At 50.6% G+C, this 25,845-nt stretch carries 18 protein-coding genes; 11 read left to right on the top strand and 7 right to left on the bottom strand.

The window, feature by feature from the left end; genetic code table 11:
* Positions 1–166 precede the first annotated feature (166 nt).
* The 4 genes from allB (at position 167) to AC506A_RS10375 (ending at position 6,085) form a co-directional block, all read left to right on the top strand.
* Entirely contained in the window at positions 167–1,570 is a 1,404-nt protein-coding gene (allB, locus tag AC506A_RS10390) for an allantoinase AllB (protein ID WP_495460849.1), read from the top strand.
* 22 nt (positions 1,571–1,592) lie between these two features.
* A complete protein-coding gene (locus tag AC506A_RS10385) occupies positions 1,593–2,840 on the top strand; it encodes a Zn-dependent hydrolase (RefSeq protein ID WP_495460848.1) in 1,248 nt (415 codons plus the stop codon).
* A complete protein-coding gene (locus AC506A_RS10380; RefSeq protein WP_495460847.1) occupies positions 2,827–4,056 on the top strand; it encodes a pyridoxal-phosphate-dependent aminotransferase family protein in 1,230 nt (409 codons plus the stop codon). The genes AC506A_RS10385 and AC506A_RS10380 overlap by 14 nt, the downstream gene beginning before the upstream one ends.
* Before the next feature lie 151 nt (positions 4,057–4,207).
* Positions 4,208–6,085, top strand: coding sequence for a methyl-accepting chemotaxis protein (locus AC506A_RS10375; protein WP_495460846.1), 1,878 nt, complete (start codon positions 4,208–4,210; stop codon positions 6,083–6,085).
* 482 nt (positions 6,086–6,567) lie between these two features.
* On the opposite strand, the gene AC506A_RS10370 is transcribed toward AC506A_RS10375, so the two are convergent.
* The 6 genes from AC506A_RS10370 to AC506A_RS10345 form a co-directional block, all read right to left on the bottom strand.
* Entirely contained in the window at positions 6,568–6,954 is a 387-nt protein-coding gene (locus AC506A_RS10370) for a VOC family protein (protein WP_495460845.1), read from the bottom strand.
* Between the two features lie 23 nt (positions 6,955–6,977).
* On the bottom strand, positions 6,978–7,289 hold the full coding sequence (locus AC506A_RS10365) for an NUDIX domain-containing protein (protein ID WP_495460844.1): 312 nt from the start codon (positions 7,287–7,289) through the stop codon (positions 6,978–6,980).
* Positions 7,290–7,711: 422 nt separating this feature from the next.
* Positions 7,712–8,752 (bottom strand): FecCD family ABC transporter permease, encoded by a 1,041-nt coding sequence (locus AC506A_RS10360; protein WP_495460843.1) that lies wholly within the window; start codon positions 8,750–8,752, stop codon positions 7,712–7,714.
* Positions 8,749–9,762 carry a FecCD family ABC transporter permease gene (locus tag AC506A_RS10355; RefSeq protein ID WP_495460842.1) on the bottom strand — a complete coding sequence of 338 codons (1,014 nt, stop codon included), beginning with the start codon at positions 9,760–9,762 and terminating at the stop codon, positions 8,749–8,751. The genes AC506A_RS10360 and AC506A_RS10355 overlap by 4 nt, the downstream gene beginning before the upstream one ends.
* An 84-nt stretch (positions 9,763–9,846) precedes the next feature.
* Entirely contained in the window at positions 9,847–11,118 is a 1,272-nt protein-coding gene (locus tag AC506A_RS10350; RefSeq protein WP_495460841.1) for a stalk domain-containing protein, read from the bottom strand.
* Between the two features lie 110 nt (positions 11,119–11,228).
* The gene (locus tag AC506A_RS10345; protein ID WP_495460840.1) at positions 11,229–11,999 is read right to left on the bottom strand and encodes a hypothetical protein; all 771 of its coding nucleotides are present in this window, start codon (positions 11,997–11,999) and stop codon (positions 11,229–11,231) included.
* Positions 12,000–12,168: 169 nt separating this feature from the next.
* Between AC506A_RS10345 and AC506A_RS10340 the strand changes: the two genes are divergently transcribed.
* A complete protein-coding gene (locus tag AC506A_RS10340) occupies positions 12,169–12,984 on the top strand; it encodes an ABC transporter ATP-binding protein (RefSeq protein ID WP_495460839.1) in 816 nt (271 codons plus the stop codon).
* A gap of 51 nt (positions 12,985–13,035) precedes the next feature.
* Here AC506A_RS10340 and AC506A_RS10335 read toward each other — a convergent pair whose 3' ends face one another.
* A complete protein-coding gene (locus AC506A_RS10335; RefSeq protein ID WP_495460838.1) occupies positions 13,036–13,827 on the bottom strand; it encodes an IucA/IucC family C-terminal-domain containing protein in 792 nt (263 codons plus the stop codon).
* A 156-nt stretch (positions 13,828–13,983) separates the two neighbouring features.
* Here AC506A_RS10335 and AC506A_RS10330 point away from each other — a divergent pair, with 156 nt between their 5' ends.
* From AC506A_RS10330 to AC506A_RS10305, 6 genes are all read left to right on the top strand, one after another.
* Positions 13,984–14,550, top strand: a complete 567-nt coding sequence (locus AC506A_RS10330; RefSeq protein WP_495460837.1) for a DUF1697 domain-containing protein — start codon at positions 13,984–13,986, stop codon at positions 14,548–14,550.
* 14 nt (positions 14,551–14,564) lie between these two features.
* Positions 14,565–16,175 carry a gamma-glutamyltransferase family protein gene (locus AC506A_RS10325; protein WP_495460836.1) on the top strand — a complete coding sequence of 537 codons (1,611 nt, stop codon included), beginning with the start codon at positions 14,565–14,567 and terminating at the stop codon, positions 16,173–16,175.
* Between the two features lie 64 nt (positions 16,176–16,239).
* Complete coding sequence (locus AC506A_RS10320; protein WP_495460835.1) at positions 16,240–17,082, top strand: phosphotransferase; 843 nt, start codon at positions 16,240–16,242, stop codon at positions 17,080–17,082.
* Between the two features lie 27 nt (positions 17,083–17,109).
* Entirely contained in the window at positions 17,110–17,478 is a 369-nt protein-coding gene (locus AC506A_RS10315; protein ID WP_495460834.1) for a VOC family protein, read from the top strand.
* Positions 17,479–17,775: 297 nt separating this feature from the next.
* Positions 17,776–20,547: a chitobiase/beta-hexosaminidase C-terminal domain-containing protein gene (locus AC506A_RS10310; RefSeq protein ID WP_495460833.1), complete on the top strand. Its 2,772-nt coding sequence runs from the start codon at positions 17,776–17,778 to the stop codon at positions 20,545–20,547.
* A gap of 105 nt (positions 20,548–20,652) precedes the next feature.
* Positions 20,653–25,680 (top strand): sugar-binding protein, encoded by a 5,028-nt coding sequence (locus AC506A_RS10305; protein WP_495460832.1) that lies wholly within the window; start codon positions 20,653–20,655, stop codon positions 25,678–25,680.
* Positions 25,681–25,845 lie beyond the last annotated feature (165 nt).

The raw sequence follows: 25,845 nt of genomic DNA, 5'->3' as shown, positions 1-25,845 counted from the left end.
TGTGCGAATTAGGCAGTGACATATCGAAATAATCAGGATAATATTAAATTATCAGAATTTAACGTTAGGTAATATGACATTAACCGTGTGAGTATCGCAGGGCGGCAAACTTTGAGCAGTGATTCGAGGTTTGCCGCCCTTCTGCATAGATAAGGAGGGATAAGCGATGCACGAGAACCAATGGGATCTCCTCATTAAAGGCGGCAGTGTCGTGCTGCCGGATCGGATCGATAATCTCGATATCGGAATCAAGGAGGGGCGAATAACGAGTCTGGCATCGCATCTTCCTTCATCGGCTGCAAACCTCGTCATCTCAGCAGCGGGCAAGCATATTTTCGCTGGTGTTGTGGATTCCCATGTGCATTTCAACGAGCCGGGACTTGGAGAGTGGGAAGGCTTTGCGACCGGCACCGCAGCGCTGGCTGCCGGAGGCTGCACCTCGTTCATTGATATGCCGCTTAATGGATTGCCGCCAACCGTAAACGTGCCGGCACTTGAGTTGAAGCTGGATGCGGCTGCCGCAGCGTGTGTGGATTATGCCGTCTGGGGAGGGCTTGTACCTGGCAACATCGATGATCTATCAGCGCTCTTGGAAGCGGGTGTGGTAGGATTTAAAGCCTTCATGTCCTACCCCGGTGAAACGGGAGAAGGCTGCTTCTTGAATGTAGATGACAAGACGCTGGAAGAAGGCATGAAAGTGATTGCTTCCATTAACGGGATATTGGCGCTTCATGCGGAAGATGATGCGATTGTATCGGCGCTCGCTGCTGCCAAGCAAGCGGAAGGCAAGGTGAGCATGCGAGATTACTTGGACTCAAGACCGCCGGCCGCAGAGCTGGAAGCTGTGGAGCAAGCACTGCGTATGGCGCAGCGTACGGGCTGCAGGCTGCATTTTGTCCATATCAGTACACCGGAGGCGATTGATCTCATTAGCGAGGCTAAGCGATCGGGGCTCGATGTCACGGCGGAAACCTGCCCGCATTATTTGGCCTTCACGGACGATGATGTGATCCGAATCGGTGCCGGTGCGAAATGCTCGCCTCCGATTCGATCCTATCGCGAGCGCGAAGCGCTCTGGAGGCAGCTGGCAGCTGGCGCCATTGATTTCGTCGCTTCCGATCATTCCCCTTGTCCGCCTGCGATGAAGGAAGTGAAGGATGGGAATTATTTTGGCGTTTGGGGCGGCATACTTGGCGCACAGAGCTTGCTTGAAGTGATCGTGAGCGAAGGCGGGTTGAAACGGGGAATACCGCTTCACGTGTTGTCTAGAGTGATGTCGGCCGCGCCGGCTGAACGGTTTGGCTTCGGGGAGAGGAAAGGGAAGATTGCGCTTGGATGGGATGCGGACTTGGCCATTGTCGATTTGGCAGCTCACTATGTACTTACTGAGCAGCATTTGAAGTATCGGCATCCCCATAGCGCTTACGTGGGCTATGCGTTTGGCTGCCAAGTAGACATGACGCTGCTGCGCGGGAATATCCTCTATAACAGGAACGCAGAAGCAGCTGACGAGGATAAACGAGACCGGCCGGGAGGTCAGCGTCTATGGCCTAGCAATTCGGGGACTTGAATGTGCGGAGGGGGAGTCCGTATTGAAGGCATGCAAGGGAACTATGGAGCTGCTGGCAGAGCTCGCGATGATTGGCGAAGATCCGCGTGGAGGAATAACTCGGCTGCTGTATGACTCAACCTGGCAGCAAGCACAGCAAGTTGTTGCCCGTATGATGGCCGATGCCGGGCTTTCGGTCTCTATCGATGAAGTCGGCAATGTATATGGCAGGTTGGAAGGAACGGATGCGGGGGCATCACATGTGCTGACCGGCTCGCATATCGACACGGTGCCGTGCGGCGGACATTATGACGGTGCTCTTGGCGTCGCGGCTGGCATTGCCGCGATTTCGCAGCTGCAGCGAACCTATGGACAGCCCCGCCGAACGCTTGAAGTGGTGTCGTTCTGTGAGGAAGAAGGCAGCCGTTTCCCGCTGGCGTATTGGGGATCCGGCAATGTTACAGGCAGCAAAAGCTTCGACGGAGCGCTGGATGCCAAGGATTCCGATGGTATTTCGCTTCGCGAAGCGATGACGGAGGCAGGATTCGACCCAGATACGCATCGAACATGCAGAAGGACGGACATCGGTGTATACGTGGAGCTGCACATTGAGCAGGGTGAAGTGCTGGAGCGGGCGCATTGCGATATTGGCATCGTGGATGCGATCTGTGGGCAGCGGCGCTACTTCGTGAATATCGAAGGTAGAAGCGGGCATGCAGGCACAACGCCGATGGCGATCCGCGAAGATGCATTGGCAGCGGGAGCAGAAATGCTCGTCTGGCTGCGCAAGACCGCCGTGGAGTTAGGGGACGGCCTCGTGGCTACGGTGGGTAAGCTTGATGTTTTACCGAATATAGCCAATGTCATTCCCGGTAATGTCCGGTTCTCCGTGGACATTCGGCACCGGGATGAAGAGGTGATTACCTCATTCTGTGAAAGGACGTTTCAAGCTTTCGAAGAGGTTGCGGCTCAACATCATGTAACGGTATCGAAGTCGTGCTGGCTGACCGAGCGTCCAGCGCCAATGCATGCAGCGATACAAGAACGCATATCTCGCATCGCTGCATCGAAAGGCTATTCGCATATGACGGTCACCAGCGGGGCCGGCCATGACGCGGGATTGTTCGCGCAGCAATGTGACTGTGCGATGATCTTCGTCCCGAGCCAAGGCGGCATCAGCCATTCGCCGCTGGAATATACAGCGCCGGATGCCATTGCACGCGGTACCGACGTATTAACCGAACTGCTCTATCAATTTGCCTATGTGGAGGAGTCCCATGAAGAGATATAAGGATTTGTCTCCCTCACCTCGCATTATTCTGACACCGGGACCTGTCGAGGTTGACCCGCGTGTATCCCGAGCACTCTCCTATCCGATGCTCGGTCAATTCGATCCGGAGTTTACGTCACTTATGAATGAGACGATGCAAATGCTGCGCGAGCTCTTCCGAACGTCCAATCGATGGGCCTATCCGATAGACGGTACTTCCCGAGCGGGACTTGAGGCAGTGTTAACCGGACTCATCGAGCCCGGAGACCGGGTGCTCGTGCCGATCTTTGGCCGTTTCGGCTATTTGCTCGCCGAAATCTCGGAACGCTGCGGCGCAGAAGTCGTTACCATGGAGGCGGAGTGGGGCACCGTGTTTGATCCTGATGAAGTAATCGATGCCATCGATCGGCTTAAACCGAATCTCGTAGCTATCGTTCATGGCGAGACATCAACAGGACGCATGCAGCCGCTAGAAGCGATTGGCCGAGCATGCCGCCAGCGGGATATTCTGCTTATCGTGGATGCGGTAGCGACAATCGGCGGCGTTCCCGTTGAGACGGATGCATGGATGCTCGATGCCGTAATCGGCGGAACGCAGAAATGTTTATCTGTCCCATCCGGCATGGCGCCTATAACATATAACGATCGGGTTGAAGAGAAGCTAAACCGGCGCAAACGGATTGAGAAGGGAATACGTCCGGAGGACTACATCGATACCGACCCTTCTTCTTTTATACGCAGTAATTACTTGGACCTGACGCAGCTGCAGGATTACTGGAGTCCGCGGCGGCTAAACCATCATACCGAAGCGACAGCGATGCTGTACGGATTGCGAGAAGGTTTGCGTCTAGTGCTGGAAGAAGGGCTGGAGGAGCGGTTTGCGCGTCACCTTCTGCATGAACGTGCGCTAGTTGCCGGGCTCGAAGCGATGGGACTAATGCGATACGGTGAGGATAGCTGCAAAATGCCAGTCGTTACCTGCATCTGCATTCCTGCAGGCGTAGACGGAGAAGCGGTGCGAAGTCAGCTTCTTGCCGATTTCGGCATCGAAATCGCCAGCTCATTCGGCCCGCTCAAAGGTCAGATTTGGCGGATCGGCACCATGGGCTACAGCTGCCGGAAATCCAATATCTTGCTTGGCCTGGCCGCACTAGAAGCGGTATTGCCCCTTCATGGTGCAGCTATCATACCTGGTGCAGCTATCCGTGCTGCACTGCATATTTATGTAAATAATTAGTTTACAAACTAACATTCTCTTAACTTTTCGATGAAATCTCGTTTTGATCTAATTTTTATGCATAACCTTCTTAAACATTTACCGCTTAAACTTGGAGATAGTTGGGAGTCACCCTGAAACTATACACTTCAAGTAGGAGGCAAATTAAGAGATGGTTAAACATGCACTTCAACTATTCACATTCCGTAAGCTGGCAACACGGTTCTCAGCGGTCACGCTATTCATCATGATTATCATCGTAGCCGCAATGTCGATCGCCCTTTTCTTGCCAAACTCCACGTTGTTTCGTGATCAGATTGATCAGGAATTGGTGCTGACGACAGAAAATATTGCCACTTCTTTCGATAAGAACTTGCAGCTGGAGCTAACTAAGCTGGAGTCCATTGCAAGCTACGGGCAGCTGCTTGGCACGGACAAAGCGAGCCAGTTGAAGCTGGTCTCAGGTTTTGCGGCTCAGAATAAAGCATTTACGCAAGGTGTTGCTTTCTCGCTCGATATGGATGGCAAGAATGCCGTCTTGAATACAGGCAAGAGCTTGGACTTATCCGGAAGGACCTACATTCCGCAGCTGAGACAAGGTGAGTCGGCAATCGCACCTCCTGCAGCATCCAAGGTCGATGCGTCCATTCTGGTAGTTCCTATTGCAGCTCCACTGATCAAGGATGGCAGCACGTACGGATTTTATTCTTCAGCTATTGAGATTAATGAAGCTACAAGCATCTTTCGCGATACGAAAGTCGGCGAAACCGGCTACGCTGTCCTTCTTGATATGAACGGCATGTTTGTTTATCATCCGGATGAATCCTATATTTTGCAGAAAAACGTTGTTGATCTAGGCATTACTGAACTAACAGAGGCGTTTGAATCTGCGAAGCAAGGGAAAGCGACGAGCTATTCCTATGAATTTGACGGTGTGAAAAAAATTGGTTATGCGTACGCATCCGAGACCGGGTTTGTCACAATGCTGGCCGTTCCAGAGAGTGAACTGATGGCTCCAATCAATAAAATGATGCGCACTACGCTGATCACGGCACTCGTTGTCGCGTTAGCCGCTTTAGTTGCGATATATACCTTTACAACAAGAATGGTTCAACCGATCATCTATCTCACAGCGATGGTGAAGAAACTGTCGACAGGCGACTTACGTCCAAGAATCGAAATTCGTTCGAAAGATGAATTAGGTGAACTAGCCGTACATATGAACGGTATGCTGGACGGTTTGTCCAGCATGATCGAGCAAGTTTCGAACGCTTCTGTGGGTGTCGCTTCTTCCGCTGAACAGATCACGATCAGTACGGATGAGGTGGCCAAAGGAAGCGTAGATCAGGCTGCGCAAGCAGGTGTCATGTCTGAATTGTTCGGCAGTCTCGATAACTCGATCCGGTCCGTTTCGACAAGTGCCAGAGAAGCGAAGTCACTGTCTGGTGAAACGGTGAACATCGCGAAGGAAGGCACGAATCTGATCAATCAGACCATCGGTCAGATGGACGAAGTGAATCGGCACATGGCACAGCTGGAGAGTGATTCGCGCAAAATCGGCGATATTAGCGGTGTGATCAACGATATTGCCGAGCAAACGAATTTGCTGGCATTGAATGCGGCTATTGAAGCAGCACGTGCAGGTGAACAAGGACGCGGCTTCGCGGTTGTTGCAGATGAAGTGCGCAAATTGGCTGAACGAAGCGGAGACGCGACCAGGCAAATCGCAGGAATTATTAAAGTGATGCAAAATAGCGCGGAGAAGAGCGTTCTTGCCGTCGGCGAGAGTGTAGCGCAGTTTGCCAAAACAAGAGATTCCTTTGGCGATATTGTCATGAATGTACAGATGACCTCAAGTAAAGTCGAGGAAATCTTCAAAGACAGCCAGGGTCAAGCGGCTGCATCAGGTGAGGTTATGCAGTCGATCAGCTCGGTTGCGGCAATTAGTGAACAATCCGCAGCGGCTGCGGAAGAGACGGCTGCATCTTCACAGGAGCTGTCCTATATGGCTGCGAAACTCAATGAATCTGTAGAGAAATTCAAATACTAATCGCTAGTGAATAATGAGAAAGACGTGCCGGTTGGCACGTCTTTTTATGATTATTAGAAAGTATTAGTTTCGCGGCATGCGAGTTGCGGAACGCGAAATGCTCTAACAAACCGTACAGGGCTTATTTGCCCCCAAATAGTCCGAAAAAAGATTTAACGAACCGTACAGGGCTTAATTACGGGTTTATGGCCATTTGGGAGTCGATTTCTATGAAATAAGGCCTCTACGATTCGTTAGATTCTCGGAACCTCGAAATCCGGCAAAATAAGGCCTCTACGATTCGTTAGCTGTTTGAGCCGCATGGAATGCGAGTTTTGGATGCGAGTTGCGGAAATGTAGAATGCGTAATCTAGCTGCGGTATTCAGGATGCGTAATGTAATTGCTAGTTATGGAATGCAGGATGTGTAATACCCGGTAATCAGCAGCATTACGCAAACCGAATTCGGCGTTAATGGCGTACGGTATACCGCAAACGAGTTGGTTATCTCTTATTCCCCGATCCGAAGCCGATTACATAGCCATCGAGATCCTGCACCGAAAAATCCTTCCAAGTTCCCCAATCATGTTCGGTTGCTTGAGGCTTCGAGGCGATAATAGCGCCATTTGCTTGAAATTCGGCAAATAAAGCATCCAGCTCGGTGTGCGTATGTACATAGGCGTAAGTATTCCACGTTCCCTTGTTAGGTCTAACGTCTGCTGGATCGGATGCCTGAATTAATTTGAAGCCTAAGCCGAAATTGTCCCGAATCGCCCAGTGCTCATTGACTTCACACCCTAGTGCTTCTTCATAATACTTCATCGACTTTTCCAGATTCGATACCAATAGAACGGTTAATGAATTCTCAATTTTCGGTTTGATCGCTTCCACTAGCTATCACTCCTTAGGATTGGTCAGACAAGCTCGATTAATTTTTGATCAATTTCTTCGATATAGCCGATGTCGGATGAACCATCCCATAACAGGATGGATTCGGCTTCATCGTTTGCTATAAAGGCAACTAAGTCATCCATTTCCCCATAAAATAAAGCACCATACTCGATTCTCCTTGGGCCGTGAAAGCTAGGTTGAAGATCAAATTTCATGAGTCCTTTGAACGTGATTCTGTCTAAGGTTTGGCTCGTTTCTTCGAATAGCTCCCTGATGACACACTCCCTCGGGGTCTCCCCTTGTTCAATGATACCTCGGGGTCTCCCCTTGTTCAATGATACCTCGGGGTCTCCCCTTGTTCAATGATACCTCCGGGTATTTCCCAGCTGTTCCTCCACTTGTTGAGCATCAAGAGATGCTTTCCTTGACACCTTACTACAATTAAGGCATGAGTTAAGAATGCGTCTAACGGTATACGTTGGAGCTCCTCCTCTCGAACGGCCTTGATTTCCAACAATACATTTCCTTTTGCATCTGTAACGATCGACATCTTCAATACTCCTCCGGTTGCAGCTCGTTATATTGGTGCTGAACTAAAAAAACGTGCAAGACTCATGGTCCTGCACGTTTATTCCGCAAGGTGAGCAGCATGTGATGTGCTAACCCGTCCCTGTTCAGAGGAAAGGGTTATCGAAGCTTTATTATGGAAGATTATACCTGCAAAAAATTGTCCCGGCAATCGTTTCTTTGAGACCGATTAAGCGTTTCTATTGCGATACAGCAAGAAGATAAAGAATGGAGCGCCGATTCCAGCTGTAAAAACGCCGACAGGAATATCGTAAGGCAAGAATGCGGTCCGTGCCACCGTATCGGCTAGGACGACCATTAGTCCGCCGATCAATGCAGCGATTGGCAGCACGCCGCCGAAGGCTGGACCTACCAGCTTACGGGTCATATGCGGTGCTATCAGGCCTACGAAGGAAATAGCTCCGCCGATTGAAACTGCAGCGCCGGCCAGCGCGACGCTAATCATAAGCAGAACGAATCGCTGACGCTGAACCGTGCTGCCCACGCCTTTGGCAATATCGTCACCAAGCTGCAATACGTTTACGTTACGTGCAAACAGGAAGGAGAGGGGGATGAAGACGCTGACCCATGGCACGATCGTCCATACCATTTTCCAATCGGTCCCATAGACCGTACCTGTGAGCCATACATAAGCCTGTGATGCTGTATAGATAGGATTCATTACCAGCATGACCTTCGTAACGGAAGCAAGCAGAAAGTTAATGCCGATGCCAATTAGAACAAGGCGTATTGGCGTGACGCCTTTCTTCCATGCCAGCAAATAGATAAGGAGAGAGGTTATGCCTGCTCCCACCATAGCCGCGACCGGCATCCAAGCAATGCTGAGTGTACCTGAGAGATAACTGATGAATGCGACTGCCGCAACGGAAGCACCGCTAGTAATGCCGATAATGTCCGGAGAAGCGAGTGGATTTCGTATGATGCCTTGCAGGATAGCGCCAGCTACTGCAAGCGAAGCGCCTACTAGAAAGGCAGCGATAATTCGCGGTAAACGGAGCGTATTGATAATGAGCTTATACTCTTCCGTTCCTCCGCCGATTAATGTGCGGATCACGTTAATTGGTGAAATGCGCATATCACCGAGCGCTGTACTGACTAGTAAGGAGACAATACTTGCGAGCAGCAGACCGATCGTGAGCTTGACCGTCTTCTTATGTAGGAAGAAGGAGACCGGAAGCTTATTAAACCGGATAAAGGTGAAGTTTCTCATGATTTAACGATCCCCTTTCTCGCGATCACGATGAACGCAGGAATTCCGATTACGGCGGTCATTACGCCGACCGGCAGCTCCTCGGGTCTGACGATAAATCTGGCACCAATATCAGCTGCCAGTACCAGGATACCGCCAAGCAAGGCACTGTAAGGGATGATCCAGCGATAGTCGTTTCCGGCAAATAAACGGGCAATTGTAGGAATGATGAGTCCGATAAAACCGACAGGTCCTGCCACAGCAACAGAGCTGCCCGCTAGTGCCATGATAATGACCCCTGCGGTTAGTTTAATGAAGATCGTCCGCTGCCCGAGTCCTTGCGCGGTATCCTCACCCATTGTCAGCACGTTAATATGCCGTGCAATCCATAATGCCGCTATCCAGCCCACAGCCATAAAGGGCAGCACAGCCTGAAGCATATCGAGGGATCGGCCGGCAACAGAGCCGGTCAACCAGAACATCACTTCATTTAAGCTTTGCTCATCCAGGACGAGCATGCCTTGCGTGAAGGAAGAGAACAGTGCGCTAAGAGCTGCACCTGCAAGTATAATCTTGAGCGGAGTTAAGCCGTCACGACCTAGTGATCCCAAGAAATAAACAGCGATCGCAGCCACTGCTGCGCCTAGGAAAGAAACACCGGTAAGTACAGGCAGTGAGCTGATAGACAACATGGTGACGGTAAATACGACTGCAAACGAAGCACCGAAATTGATGCCGAGCACATTCGGATCAGCGAGCGGGTTGCGCGTTAAGCCTTGAATCAACGATCCGGCAATGGCGAGACTTGCACCAATGGCGGCTGCTACGAAAGCTCTCGGCGCGCGCGATGTCTGTACAATGATTTGCTCGTTGGAGGAGTCGTCGTAATGAGTAAAGGAATGATAGACATCCGAAAGCGATATTGGAGTTGCGCCAAATACCATACTCGCAATGATAAAGAGGACCAAAATAATAAATCCAAGTAGTAGACCCGTAACCTTAGCCGGGTTCCCGGCAAACAACCTTTCCATGCTCGTCGCTCCAGTCCCATGACGCACGAAAGAATGAGCCGGACGGCCCATTCTCTCAGACGTACTTATTAGAGGTGCTATAACTTATAGATCGAAGTAGAAGTAAAGATCGTCAAGCATCATTTTCGCAGCAGTTGCACCGCCGGACATGTTCCATGTAATGTCATTTACTTTATAGTACTTGTTGTTCTTAACCGCTTTAAGGTTCTTCCACAGCGGATTCTTCTGCCACTCTTGCTGTGACTTGAACTCTTCGCCTTCACCGTAGCTCGAAGTGATATCGAAGATGACATCCCCGTCCATGAGTGGAATTTGCTCTTGCGAGGTCAAGTTCACAAGAACCTTGCCATCCACTTTCTGTGCTTTAGGACGCTGCAAGCCAACCTCTTCGAGAATATTGCCGGCAAATCCGGTTACATAGAAGCGGGCAGTGTTGTCGTCTTGGAAACGAATGATTGATACTTGCGTATTCGCACGGCTGCCGATCTTGGATTTAAAGTCAGCAACGCGTTTATTCCAGTCCGCCATGAATGCTGCAGCTTTGTCTTCTTTGTTCGAGGCAAGCGCAGCCATCTGCATGTTCGCTTTCCAGCCGAATACTTCTTCAACGAAGATCGTAGGAGCGATAGCAGAGAGCTGATCGTAAATTTTCTCGTGGCGTGTTTTCGAACCGATAATCAAATCCGGTTTCAGTGCAACGATTGCTTCCATATTCGGCTGCAGCTCGCTGCCGAGGTTTGTGACGCCGGCCATATCCGCGCGGAGGTAGTGGTACCAAGGCGTTTGTACCCATGACTCAACAGCACCGACCGGTTTCACACCGAGCGTAAGGGAAACGTCGACGCCGCCGTTAAACAAGACAGCAACACGTTTGGGTACGGCATTCAGCGTTGTTTTGCCCATGGCATGTGTGATGGTGCGTTTGCTGTCAAGGTTGACTGTCTTGGTGCTGCTGTTCCAGTTGACCCACAAGCCGAATGCTTCACCAAGGAAGCGAAGGGGGACAAGTGTACGGCCGTTCTTCTCGACGGCTTTCGCATCGAGTGTGACCGATTTGCCGTTGATTGTGGCTTGATTGCTGCCAATGGTCAATTGCACAGTCGTTTTGCCGCGAGTTACGCTCAGTTTCTTCGATGCTTGATCATAACCAAGCTTGGCGTCCAGCTTCTCGGACAATAGACGATAAGGAATCATAGTTGAGCCGCTGATGACTTGCGGCGGTACGTCGAAGGAAAGCTTGCTGCCGTCAAGGACGACGCTAATCGGCGTTTCTGCTGCCGCTGTGAACGGAACAGAAACGATTGCCAGAATGAAAGTAAGCGATAAGGCCAACGTACGGAATACGGGTTTAATCATGAGGGAAGTGCACAACCTTTCAGATTATATTGATAATGATTATCATTGTCATAGAGAATAATAGTACGAATTTACTAGGCACGTCAATACAATTTTTACCAAACACAGATTTATTTCACGCCTGCTTTATCAGCAAGCTGACGGAATCCTTGATACAGCTCATAGTCGATTTGCAGCATGGCGGTCTGGTCGATTGTTTCGGCGCCTTTCAGTTCGGACAGCTTCACGACTTTCTCTTCAAGAAATTTAACCATATCGGAAGCCGCTGATTTGACGTCTGTTTTCATAGCTTCCCAACTGGTGATGATTTGATCGGAGACCGTTTTCATCTGCTCAGCGTCGTTGTTCTCGGCATGCTGCTTCAGATCTTTAATTTGTGATCTGATCTGAACGATGGAACTCTTCAATGCTTCGGAAACTTGCTGCTCTGCTGCCTTCTGATCCGCACTGTCGTCCATAATGGAATCCGTAACGGCTTTATTGATTTCGAGGTTGCTCTTCTCTGCTTCTTTGGCTTTCTGTTCAGTCTTCGTTGATTTCTTGGGCGGAACAGGCTTTTCTTCGGCTTGTTTTACGTCCGTTTTGGGAGATTCACTTTTCACTTCTGATGATTGGTCAGTAGACTTATCTTCTTCTGATGCGGCAGGAGCATCTGGTACGACTTCTTCTTCTTCTGTGGCGGCGTCGTTTGCCGGAGCTGTGTCAGGCTCTGATGCATTTGCCGCGGCTTCCTGTGAATCTAAGAGTGCTGCTTCTTGAGATACTACTTTACCGTTATCGTTCTGTTCGCCCGCGAGAGAGCGTTCTGTGCCAGGTGTATTATTACAGCCTGCGGTAAGTAATGCGGCTGCCGTAATGGCGATTACTAAATAGCGTTTCAACCTGATTCCTCCTTAAGAGTGAGAATATGGAACTGCGAAACAATACTAAGTCATTCTAGTTCAGTTGAGAACCATTTTCAATACTTTTATGATAATGATTTTCATTTGCGTTGACATCATCAATTAAATCCCTTTACAATCGTTGGTAAAAGAAGGAGTTGAGTGCCGCGTGAATGCCTTGGAAACTCGTCAGTTATCGGTAGCGTACGGTAACCAATTTATATTTAAAGACCTGAACGTCGCAATTGACAAAGGTAAAATTACGGCGCTGATTGGCAGCAACGGATGCGGCAAGTCAACACTGCTGCGGACGATGGCGCGTTTGCTGAAGCCTCAGCAAGGCGATGTACTGCTTGAAGGAGACAGCATCGCTTCGCTGCCGACTAAGGAGGTAGCCAAACGGATGGCGCTGCTTCCACAGGGACCGTCCGCACCGGAAGGATTGACCGTGCTGCAGCTCGTGAAACAAGGACGTTATCCGTATCAGAGCTGGCTTCAGCAATGGTCGAAGGAGGATGAACGTCATGTCACAATGGCTTTGCAGACGACCGGCTTAACGGATTTGGCTGAGCGCACAGTCGATTCCTTATCAGGCGGACAACGGCAGCGTGCATGGATTGCCATGATTCTGGCACAAGGTACGGACATCATTCTGCTTGACGAACCGACTACGTATTTGGATTTAACTCATCAAATTGAAGTGCTTGATTTACTGTTTGAGCTGAATGCCAAAGAGAACCGTACGATCGTGATGGTGCTGCATGATATTAATCTGGCGTGCCGCTACGCGCACCATATTATCGCGATTCAGAATCATAGTGTCTTTGCAGAAGGGCCTCCCGAAGAGGTTGTGACTTCCGGCATGATTGATGCGGTCTTCAACATGAAAGCAGACATTATTCCCGATCCCTTATTCGGTACTCCGATGTGTATCCCGCATGGTAAAGGCAGATCTTTATCGTTATCGTCGTTCGTACATGCATAAATAAAGCGGCTTGCGTGAGCGAGCCGCCTTACTTATGTCTGCAGGTTGTCGTTAGTTCGCGGCATGGGATTTCAGGAATTTCTCAATACGAAGCTCGTCTGTGATAAGCGGGCACGTGTAACAGTAAGGATCGTCATCGCCGGGGAGTCTGTAATTCATACAGCAGGCTCTGCGCACCAATATACTGCGGCCTTCGTGCAGCGGATCTTCAACGGCCCGAAAGGTGCAGGACATGGGATTGACGGCGCGACCAGGCAGCCATGACGGCTCAAGTTTTCTTGTTGCATATTCGAACCATTGTTCGATGTGTGCATTAAATTCGTCTGAGGGGGACTCGCGCAGCCAGGTTTGCTTCCAATGCGCGAGCAAATAGGCAATCGTATGCCACATTCCAGCAAAGGGAACACCGGTATGACTGGTTACGGCTGAGATAACCGGCGTTGCATGGTCTTGGAAGAGATGACGCAAGTAGGCTTCGTCTTGTTCTGCCTCACTCTGCAGCAGCGTGATAGCTGAGACAGGCGCGTCGCTGAGCAAATAGAATTTCACATTAGCTCCACTTTGTACGAAATTGACATTCTCGAATGAGAGGTCAAGCGGATAACGATGGTGCAGCCAAGTATAAACCGCACCGGCAAATAACGCGCAATATCGTTTGAAGAACAACATGCCGACCGTCTTGCTGTCAGGGGCATTAATCTGTGAGCCGAATTGGTCAACGAGCTCCCTTATCCGCATAGCAGGCTCGTTTCCTTCGAAGCTATATACTTTCGTTCCGACGGATGGCGCGCCGAAATTAAACTTATGCCGGTTTACAATTAGTGTTGGATCGAATGGAAGCATTGGCGTTTCTCCTGACCTATGGTTTCATAACTATGATTATGATAATCGTTCTCATTTATATTTGTCAATGAATTCCTTCCTACCCTATACGCCCCAGACGGGCTGATATGGTAGACTATTGAAAAATAGATCATACAGAAAGTAGTGGATGAATGGATGGCGATTCACATTGCTTTGCTGCGCGGCATCAACGTCGGCGGGAAGAACAAGATTAAGATGGCGGAGCTGCGAGAAGCGCTCGTTACACTTGGGTTGTCCCGGGTTCAAACCTATATTCAGAGCGGTAATATATTGTTTGAGTCGGATGAGAATGAACTGACATTGCGTGAGCAACTAGAGGGGGTAATCGAAAGGCAGTTTGGTTTGTCCATTCGAGTCATTATTCGCACAGCAGATGAGCTCGCTGCAATTGCAGCGAATCGGCCATTCTCAGATGAAGAAGTTGCGGAAGCGGAAGCTTCTTTCGAAGGGGAATGCCTGTATGTGTCCATGATGCTCGATTCGCCGCAGGCGGACAAAATAGAGAAGCTAGAGAGCTATGATTTTAAGGAAGATCGGTATGTAATCGCCGGCAGGGATGTTTACCTATTATTTCGCCAAAGTGTACGAGATTCCAAGCTATCCGTACAAGTGGACAAGTTGAATCCTCCGGCAACCGTTCGGAATTGGAATACACTTACGAAGCTTATTGCCATGTCGCAGGAAATGGGTAACGCCAACTAAGGAGGAAGTCTATCATGTTCAATTTATCCGAATATCCGTATCCATCCAGAAGAACGGCAGTCGTAGCGAAGAAAGGTATGGTTGCTGCTTCGCAGCCGCTCGCATCACAAGCAGGACTTCGTGTGCTGCAGCAAGGCGGGAACGCCATTGATGCGGCAATCGCAGCCGCTGCATGCCTTACGGTTGTGGAGCCGACAGGCAATGGGATTGGGAGCGATGCGTTCGCGATTGTTTGGTATAAAGGGCAAATGTATGGCTTGAACGCGAGTGGTGGAGCGCCTGAGCTATTGACGCCGGAAGCGGTTCGTCAGCGCGGATTTGATGCTGAAATGCCATCAAGCGGATGGCTTCCGGTGACCGTTCCCGGCGCTCCGGCGGCGTGGGCGAGTTTATCCGCTCGTTTCGGCGAGCTGCCATTCGCGCAGCTGCTCGAATCCGCAATTGATTATGCCGATGGCGGTTATCCCGTTTCACCGGAGCTCGCTCTCAAGTGGGATCGTGCTCATGAGGTGTATAAGCAGAGAAGCGGGAATGATCCGGCATTCGCGGAGTGGTTTCGTGTCTTCGCTCCGGATGGACGGGCACCAAGGGCTGGCGAAGTGTGGCGGTCACCGGATCATGCAAGGACGCTGCGTCAGATTGCGGAATCGAGCGGCGAATCGTTCTACCGAGGCGAGCTGGCAGAGGTGATCGATCGGTATGCGAGAGAGAGCGGAGGCTTGCTTCGCAGCACGGATCTTGCACAGTTCCAGCCGGAATGGGTGGACCCGATCTCTGTGCCGTATCGAGGATACGATGTATGGGAGCTGCCGCCGAACGGGCAGGGTCTTGTCGCCTTAATGGCCTTGAATATGTTGAATGGACTGGATCTCTCAGGTTATGAGAGCTCAAGCAGGTATCATATCCAGATCGAAGCGCTGAAGCTTGCTTTTGCAGATGGGAAGCATTATATTACGGACCCAAGCCATATGAAGGCAAGTGTGGAACAGCTGCTGTCGCCTTCTTATGCTGCGCTGCGAAGGAGCTTGATCGGGGAAGAAGCGTTGATGCCCGAACCGGGTCAGCTTCCTAGAGGCGGAACTGTTTACTTGGCGACTGCCGATGGGGAAGGGAACATGGTTTCTTTTATCCAAAGCAATTATATGGGCTTCGGCTCGGGAATCGTGGTACCGGGAACCGGAATCAGCTTGCAGAACAGAGGGGCTTCTTTCTCGCTTGACCCGGCGCACGCGAATGTGCTGGAACCTGGCAAACGGCCTTATCATACGATTATTCCGGGCTTTATTACGAAGGACGGAGAACCGATCGGCCCATTTGGCGTGATGGGCGGCTTCATGCAGCCGCAGGGTCATCTGCAGGTGATCTCTAATTTGCTGGATGATGAGCAGAACCCGCAGTCTGCGCTCGATGCACCTAGGTGGCAGTGGATGGAAGGTAAACGTGTTGCCGTTGAAGGCGAGTTGCCGACTGATGTTGTCGAGGAGCTTAAGCGAAAAGGTCATGAGATTCAAATTCTCCGTGATCGTAAGGCGTACGGCTGCGGACAAATTATTTGGCGGGATACGAATGGCGTCTTGATCGGTGGTACGGAGCCGAGAACGGATGGCTGCATCGCTTCCTGGTAAGCAGGAAGTCCGCTGGTTGCTTATCGATAAATGAATGAAGCGCACGATAGAGGTGGAAGCAGGCATGATCACAAATTCAGACATCAACGAAATCATTCGAGAGCTCGCAGATAAGCAAATCATTGATTCGGATTCGAAGCTTATGCATCAGATGAATGGCACGACAGAAGGCCGCGTTTATATCTTGATGGTGGACGAGTTTCCTCGCTATGTGCTTAAGCTGGAAGAGGCGGAGTATACGGCTGAGGTTGCGCAGTTTCTGCATGAATATGCCGATAGTCCGCTGCTGCCGAAGGTGCATTTTACGGCGTTGGATTACTCCTATATCGTCTATACATTTGTTCCCGGTACAACAGGTGATGAGCGTGGCTTGAAGAGGGAATGGATGCCTCGGTTGACTGTAGACCTCTTGAATCATTACCGTACTGTGGAACAATTGGATCTATCTATAGTATGTGAGGATCATATGCTAGGTGGTTTGGATTTTGCAAAAAACGAGATCGGAAGTTTGCTTCCGGAAGCAGACTATGAGCTGGTCAGTTCGATTGCTGGGAGACTGCTCGCGTGCAGGGAAGGACGTCCTCATTATTGGCTTCATGGCGACTGCGGTGTTCATAACTTCGTGTTTCGTGATCAGCAGTTGGCAGGTGTCATTGACCCAACGCCGATGGCTGGACCGCTGCTACATGATTTCATCTTCGCTTTCGTTTCGTCACCGGACGACTTGTACATGGAAACAATGCTGCCTGCATTTGAACTTCTTGCGCATGAGCCGCTGGATCGATCAGAGCTAATCAATGAGGTCCTAGTCGGTCTGTATTACCGAATCGGAGTATGCTTAATTCACCATCCGCATGATTTGCCGGCATACTTGGAAGCATGGGTTTACTGGAAAGCACTCGTTTAATACTGAACCACTTAGGAGGGTCATAGAATGACATCAATTGCGCCATGGATTTCAGTTCGCAGTGCAGCAGAGGCATTAACCTTCTACAAGGAAGCTTTCGGCGCGACCGAGCTCTACAGGCTGGAAGAAGAAGAAGGTAAGCCCGTTCTGGCAGAACTGTCGGTTCAAGGAGCGGGCTTCTGGATACAAGAAGACCCGGAATCGAGTCCGAAACCGGATGTGCCAGGCTCCGTTCGGATGATTCTAACCGTGGCAAATCCGGATTCGTTGTTTGATCAAGCGATTACGGCCGGTGCAACGAGTGTGGTACCTGTCAATGAAGGCCATGGCTGGCGTATCGGGCGTCTGATAGATCCGTTTGGCCATCATTGGGAAATTGGCAGACGGCTTGGCTAGCAGCGAGGTTCAATAGTTCGTTAAATCTGGAACGCTTGGGTGGAAACCCAGGCGTTTTTTTGTTCGACCAAACCAACTGTGGAAGAGAGAATAGCTATTTTTTCTGGGTAAGAGATTAAGATTTTCACAATACATATTTAGGGAATTCATCTACGATTAGACATAGTGTGCATGGTTGAAACGTGCAACTCACGTTGCGTTAGATAGGGGGATGCTCATGTAATGTCATGCAACCGAAATGGTAACCGCTTTCAAGGTTTGAAGCCGTAGTACCATAAGGGAGGAATAATTGTGTCTATGTCCAAACAAGCCCTCGTAAGACAAGGTTTATCTGTCATTCTTTGCGTCACCTTATTGCTAAGTCTCTTCGCAGTCGGAAGTCCGAATAAAGCTTATGCAGCTGCATCGAATATTGCCAGTCTTGGAACAGTTATCGCGAGTGTTACGAATCCCTCCGGCGGAGGCAATCATGACATTAATGTAATCCGTGACGGTGTAAAGCCGGCTGTTGGAAGCGGCGATGCATCCAAGCAGTATGATACGTTCAGCTGCTGCGGCACAAGCGACCAATATTATGGGTACACCTTCAGCTCGAACCAAACCTTCGCACAGGTAGTGTTTCAAGAAGGTTTGCACAATTCGAATGGAGGCTGGTATGCGAACGGCACTCTGAAAATTCAGGTCAGGCAAAGCGGAAGCTGGGTCGATGCAGCGTCGACGGTTAGTCCTTCTTATCCGAATTCCAACTCTCAGTCTGCTTTCGGTCAATCTTATGAGACGTACACGTTTACGCTGAATAATGTCGTAGCGGACGGGATTCGAATTTACGGTACGACCGGCGGACTAGCTCACTACATAAGCATCGGAGAATTGGAAGTCTGGGCAGACAGCGGTACACCGGCAACTGTGGCAACGCCAACTTTCACTCCAGCCGGCGGCTCCTATACATCCGCGCAGTCAGTAACGCTATCTACGGCAACATCAGGCGCAACCATTCGCTACACGACAGACGGCAGTACGCCGACAGCAAGTTCGACGTTGTACAGCGCAGCCATTAACGTCGCCTCGACGCAGACGATCAAAGCGATCGCAATCAAGTCGGGCATGACGAATTCAGCTGTAGCGAGTGCAACCTACACGATCACACCTCCGGCAACTGTGGCAACACCAACATTCTCTCCAGCCGGCGGCTCCTATACATCCGCGCAGTCAGTAACGCTATCCACGACAACATCAGGCGCAGCCATTCGTTACACGACAGACGGCAGTACGCCCACAGCAAGCTCGACGCTTTACAGCGCAGCCATTAGCGTAGCCTCGACGCAGACGATCAAAGCGATCGCGATCAAGTCAGGCATGACGAATTCAGCTGTAGCGAGTGCAACCTACACGATTACACCTCCGGCAACCGTGGCAACGCCAACTTTCACTCCAGCCGGCGGCTCCTATACATCCGCGCAGTCAGTAACGCTATCCACGACAACATCAGGCGCAGCCATTCGTTACACGACGGACGGCAGTACGCCGACAGCAAGCTCGTCGCTGTACAGCACAGCCATTAATGTCGCCTCGACACAGACGATCAAAGCGATCGCGATCAAGTCGGGCATGACGAATTCAGCTGTAGCGAGTGCAACCTACACGATTACGACCGGAACAGGCGCGCAGAACGTCCCTGCCAAAATCCAAGCCGAAAGCTACAGCGCGAAGAACGGGGTTGGACTGTTCACTTCGAGTGTCGGTGATGTATATGTCGGCAACACGCTGGCTGGCAATTGGATGGAGTACAATCTCAATGTCCAAACCGCAGGTTATTACAATATTACATTCCGTGTTGCCGCTCCAAGCGACCAACGGAAATTCGAGCTTCGCAATTCCGCAGGCACGGCACTAGCGACAATGACGTTCAACAATACAGGTGGATGGGAAGCTTGGACGACGATTTCCGTTACGCTGAATTTAGCATCGGGCAATCAAACGCTCCGGATCCATAGCTTGACGGAAGGCTGGAACATCGATTGGATTGATTTTGCTTATTTGACTCCTCCTCCAGCTGGCCCGATCTCCGTCACAACATGCGGTGCCACAGCCAATGATGCAACTGATGATCTGGCTGCATTCAATGCATGCGCGGCGCAGGCGAAAGTATTCGGAAGAGTGCTCTCGATTCCGGCAGGTAATTTCAATCTCAGCGACATCATTACCTTTGACGGTGTCAGTGTGAACGGTGCGGGTAAAACCCTAACGACGTTGACCTCTACGAACCCGAATCGCGGCTCGATCGATGTCAAAGGCGACAATGTCACGATCAGCAACTTCAAGCATGTTTATGCGACTGTTGTTCCGCGTGGCGATGGCAACGACACGAAGAATAGCTTCACGCTCCGAGGCGCTACGCATTTTACAATCGATAACATTTGGGTCTATACAGCCAGTACAGCAGGCATTCTGGTTCGCGGCGGCTCTAATGGCACGATAAAGAACAGCACGGTTGAGAATACGAATGCCGATGGCATCCATATGACGAACGGCGCTTCCTTCATTACGGTGGAATCCAATCTGGTGAAAGGTGTAGGTGACGACTGTATCGCGGTGGTCAGTTACACGCCGGATGGTCCGCGAGATCATGACATTACGATCAAAAACAATGATGTCGGCTACAACTCCCAGGCTCGAGGGATATCCGTAGTTGGCGGCGCAGATGTTCTGATCGAAGATAATCTGATCAATAACACCGAAATGGCGGGTATTTATATTTCCGTTGAGGCGGAATGGAATACGGCCGATGTAGACCGCATTACGCTCAACCGCAACACGATTGATCACACCGGTCTGCGCACCGCAAACGGTCATCCGAATGTGCTCGTGTATTGCTCACAAGGCAATCTGAATTCCGTAACGTTTACTGACAACATCATCAAAAATGCTGCAAGCGGCGGGATCGGCGTATGGGGCGGAGGGTACATCGGCACGATTACTTTCAATACCAATACTGTTACGAATTCTGCTGGCGCAGCGACGACGTTCCTGGCGGGCACGATTGTGTTGAACGGAAATACAGGCTTCTAAGGATGGGAATAACGCTCTCCGCTTTGCCGCTGAGGCGGAGCGGGGAGCGATCATAGATTCCAAATACAGGGTTCAGCTGTAATCCGAATTAGGAGGGTATCAAACATGTCAGTAAGAAGGAAAGCATTGCCCGTACTGCTAAGTATGACGCTGCTGATTGGTTTGTTGACCACGGTAATTGGCACGAATGCGAGGGCTTATGCAGATGAGGCCTTCAACGTGCCGGGGAAAATCGAAATCGAAGATTATGCGCAAATGAGCGGAATTCAAACAGAGGCGATTCCTAATGTACCGGATGAGACTTACATCGGCTGGACGGATGCCGGCGACTGGATGGACTACGATCTGAACGTAGAGCAAGACGGACGCTATCATATTGAAATGCGGGTAGCGAGTCCACTAGACACGTCAAAGCTGCAAATCCAAAATTCGGCAGGCGATGTGAAAGCAACTGTGAATATTCCCAATAGGGGTGAAGCGCCTGATGGCTGGTTTAATTGGACCACGGTCAGCGCAGATGTCAATCTGACGGCAGGAGCTCAGAAGCTGCGGGTCTTTGTCCTCAGCGCGGGCTTTAATATAGACTGGTTGGACATTACTTATTTGTCTGAGCCTACGCCTGAAGAGCCTGAAGGTCCAACGCTTCCTTCAATTGAACCAACGCCACTTTCGAATATTCCGGGTACTTTAGAAGCGGAAAGCTTCCGTGTTGCAAGAGGCGCTGAGAAGTCGACTTCCTCGGATACGGAGAATGGACAGGCTGTGACCTTCGGACATGAAGGTGACTGGGTCGATTTCCCATACATCCATGCCGCTTCTGCCGGCACCTATGAAGTTTCCTTCCGAGTTGCCAGTGCAGAGGAAGCGAAGCAGCTTAAGCTGTATAACGCCTATGGCGATGAGTTAGCTGCCGTTAATGTGCCGAACACAGGCGGTGCAGACTCCTGGCAAACGGTAACGGCAAACGTTATACTGCCTGCCGGCATCCAGACGCTGCGTGTAAGTTCGCCGACAGGCGGCGTGGCACTGGAACAGCTGGGGTTTGCTCCGATCACGCTGATTGACGGCACGGTACCGATGCCTGAGAATGCATTAAGCATTGAAGCATGCGGCGCAATACCGAATGATTCCATCGATGATACGGACGCCATTAAGGCATGTATTGCACAGGCTAAAGAAGAAGGGAAGATCGTCTTCGTTCCGGCAGGTGCATTCATTTACAGCTCGATCATCGTACTCGATGGCGTGGATTTGATGGGTACAGGTCCGAGTTCCACGCTTCACAGCACGAATCTGGCAGAACAATGTCTTCAGCTTACAGGTGAGGGGGCTGATGTGAGCCATATCAAGCTGACGACTGTAACGGCTACGCTGCGGCTGTCCACGGATGTGTCCGCGCGGATCTATGTGGACCCGAACGCGAACAATTACAGCATAAAGGATACGGTTATTGATGGCGCATCTTCTGCGGGTATCATCAACTTCGGTTCAAATGGCGTCATAAGCGGGAACACGGTTATCAATACACTCGCGGACGGCATTCATATTACCGGCCTGTCTCATGACATTGTCATTGAGAACAACATTGCCCGCGATAATGGCGATGATCAAATCGCAATCGTTTCCTACGAGAAGTTCGGAAGCTGGGTCAAGAATGTTACCATTCGCCATAACGATGTAGCAGGCGGCCTCGCACGCGGGATTACGATCTCAGGCGGCGAAGTCATGAACGTTGAGAACAATCGTATTTCTTCCAATGGCGGTGCAGGGATTTACCTGGCATCCGAAGGCAATTATCAGACCTATACCGTGAAAGATACGGTCGTGAAGGGCAACACAATCGTAAACGACAGCACGAATGGCTCTGTTCCGGAGAAGGGCGGCATTCGGGTACAAGCAACGAACAAACAGCCTTCCATGCAAAATGTAACCGCCCAGAACAACACGCTCTTTGGATCCAATGACACCGGTATCTTAATTGTCGGCACGGCTGAAATTGATGACGTCGCATTTAACAATAACGTGATCGAGAAGCCGAAGGGCTACGGCATCAATATTGTCAAAACCGTTATCGGTTCATTGCGCTTCGCTGGCAATACCGTTATCGAATCCGGGAAAGCGGCATTCTCCAATCAAGCAACCGGTGCGAACGTAATAAGCGACATGGAGAATGAAGGTCCTGGTGACGGCGGTCCGCAAAGTGACTACGTTGCCGTGAAGGGCAAGCCGGTTATTGATGGTCAGGTCGACAAGCTGTGGCGGTACTCCACCAAGCTCCAAATGAGCGATACCGATAAAGGCACAACAGGTACGGCGAAGATTGCATGGGATGAGGATGCGATCTACTATTTATTTGAAATGACAGATACGACGCCATTTGCCAATGCGGTGGATGAGAAGAACGATTCGGTTGAAGTGTGGGTCGATGAACTCAACAGTAAGAACGGCGCACGCACAACAGGCGATTACCAAATGCGTCTCGATATCAAAGATGTATTATCCTCGGCGAGCGGCACGGACCTCTCGAAAGTAGATCATGCTGTTGTGCAGATCGAAGGCGGTTATATCGCAGAGTTTGCAGTGCCGTTTGCAGCACTGACGCCGGAAGTCGGAAGCGTGATCGGCTTTAATGCCAGTGCGAACGATGATGAGGACGGCGATGGACTGCGCAATAATTACATCAGCTGGGTAGATAAGAATTTGCCTTACTGGGCAGACACCAAAGTATATAACGAAGTTGAATTGATCGATACGCCTGCCAGCAAGCTGCCTAAAGCGATTAAAGGCAAGCCGGCAATTGACGGCGAGATCGATGGATTGTGGACCTATTCAAGCTCGCTTCAAATGAGCGATACGCCTCAAGGCACGACAGGCAAAGCAAAGATTGCTTGGGACGAGGACGCGCTCTATTACTTGTTTGAAATGAAAGACAGCACCCCGTTTGCGGAAGCGACCAATGAGAATAACGACTCCGTCGAGGTGTGGGTTGATGAGCTGAGCACAAGAAACGGCGCACGCACAATCGGCGATTACCAACTGCGCGTCGATGTGGAGAACACAATTACGTCTGCGGCCGATCTTGATTTGAACGGTATCGACCATGCCGTTAAACAAACAACGGATGGCTACAATGTAGAAATCGCCGTTCCGTTCACGGCATTATCACCGCAGATCGGCAGCATCATCGGCTTTAATGCGAGTGCGAATGACGATGAAGACGGTGACGGACACCGGGATAACTACATCAGCTGGGTAGATAAGAACCTGCCATATTGGGCGGATACCAAGGTTTACAATGATGTGGCGCTTGACGATGTACCTGCAAGTCGACTGCCGAAGGCTGTTAAAGGCAAACCGGCCATCGACGGTACAGTTGATGAACTGTGGGCGGAATCTACGCCGCTCCAAATGAGCAGCACAGCAAATGGAACAACGGGTACAGCGCAAATTGCTTGGGATGAACATGCCTTCTATTATTTGTTCAACATGACGGATAGCACACCTTGGGCTGCTGCAACCAACGAGAATAACGATTCCGTCGAGGTATGGATGGATGAGCTGAATTCGCGGAACGGCGCACGCACGACGGGGGATTATCAGCTGCGCGTCGATCTGGACAACGCGGTTTCCTCCGCATCCGAGCTTGATCTTGCGGGCATTCAGCACGCTGTTGTTAAGACGGAGAATGGTTACATCGCGGAGTTCGCCGTTCCGTTTACAGCGCTTACGCCTGAGGTTGGCCGGATCATTGGCTTCAACGCAAGTGCGAATGATGACGAGAACGGTGACGGCCATCGAGATAATTACATCAGCTGGGTCGATAAGAACTTGCCTTATTGGGCGGATACCAAGGTGTATAACGAAGTGGCATTGATAGCAGGCAGCACGACACCAGGAACGGATCCCGATCCGGATCCAAGCACAGGTCCAATCTGGCTGCCTTCCACAACGATCACGCAAGAGAATGGAGCCGTCATTGTAGTTCCAACCACGAATGTGAACTTCTCAACGCGCTCGTTGACAGCTGCGATCAGTGTATCGGATTGGGATAAAGCACTTGCCGCCGATAAAGATGGCGAATCCGCTCTTATCATTAATCTGAAAGGCAAAGGCGACCTGCGGAACTACGCACTAACACTGCCAGCCAAGTCGGTAAACGGTACATCAGAAGTTCAAACTCACATTCAAACGGATAAGGGAACGGTCACGCTTCCCGGAAACATGTTCGAGTCGAGTGAGTTGACAACAGCTGAAGTGACCATTCAGATTAAGCAAGTGGATACAGCAGACCTGTCGGAACAAAACCGTGAATCGATCGGTGCCCATCCGGTCATTTCTCTTGAAATGCAGTCAGGCAGCAAGACGGTCGCCTGGAATAATCCTGCTGCAGCCGTGACGGTTTCGATTCCTTATACGTTAACGGCGGAAGAGCTGCAGAATCCGGAGCAAATCGTCGTATGGTATATCGATGGCGATGGAGCCCTTCATTCGGTGCCAAATGGCAAATACGATACGATAGCAGGCACCGTTACATTTACAACAACGCATTTCAGCTTGTACGCAGCTGCTTATGTGAAACCAGCGTTCACGGACATAGCATCCTTAAGTTGGGCGAACAAGCAAATTAACGCGCTGGCGGCAAGAGGTATCGTAACGGAGAGTGAAGATGGTAGATTCAGCCCTGCAGCAAGCGTAACTCGGGGCCAATTTGCTGCAATGCTCGTCAAGGCGCTCTCCTTATCCGCCGCACCGGACGCACCGGGCGAACAGTTCGCCGATGTGTCCAAAGATGATACTAATGCAGAGTCGATCCTTATCGCCAGAAGTCTTGGCATCGTGCAAGGGACAGGAGCTAACCTCTTCAATCCGGATGGATTCTTGACGCGTGAGAACATGGCCGTAATGGCTGATCGAGCGCTCGAGATCGCGGGCCAACAACCTGCCGCAGCAGATGGGGAAGCACTCTTGAACGGCATGAAAGACGTGAATCAAATTGCTGCCTACGCGAAGGAAAGCATGGCACGCTTAGTTGCGGCCGGCTTCATCCAAGGCAATAATGGACAGCTATCGCCTAAAGCGCTGGCGACTCGCGCGCAAGCAGCGGTCTTCGTTTACAATCTGTTTCTTTCCTAATCGGCAGCTGAGCATGATGTAATTTCTTCCCGAACTAGAGGTTGTCTCTCGTTCTCATCGGAAACGGTGATAATGAGGGACAGCCTCTTTTTGATTGAATTTAATTCCTTTATTACCTAAATCTATTATAATAAGTTCATATTGTGTGAGGTTTGAAGCACGTCG

Source organism: Paenibacillus sp. N22P23, assembly GCF_059383735.1.
The sequence above is the reverse complement of the archived record's forward strand: the minus strand, read 5'-3'. Positions and strand labels throughout refer to the sequence as shown.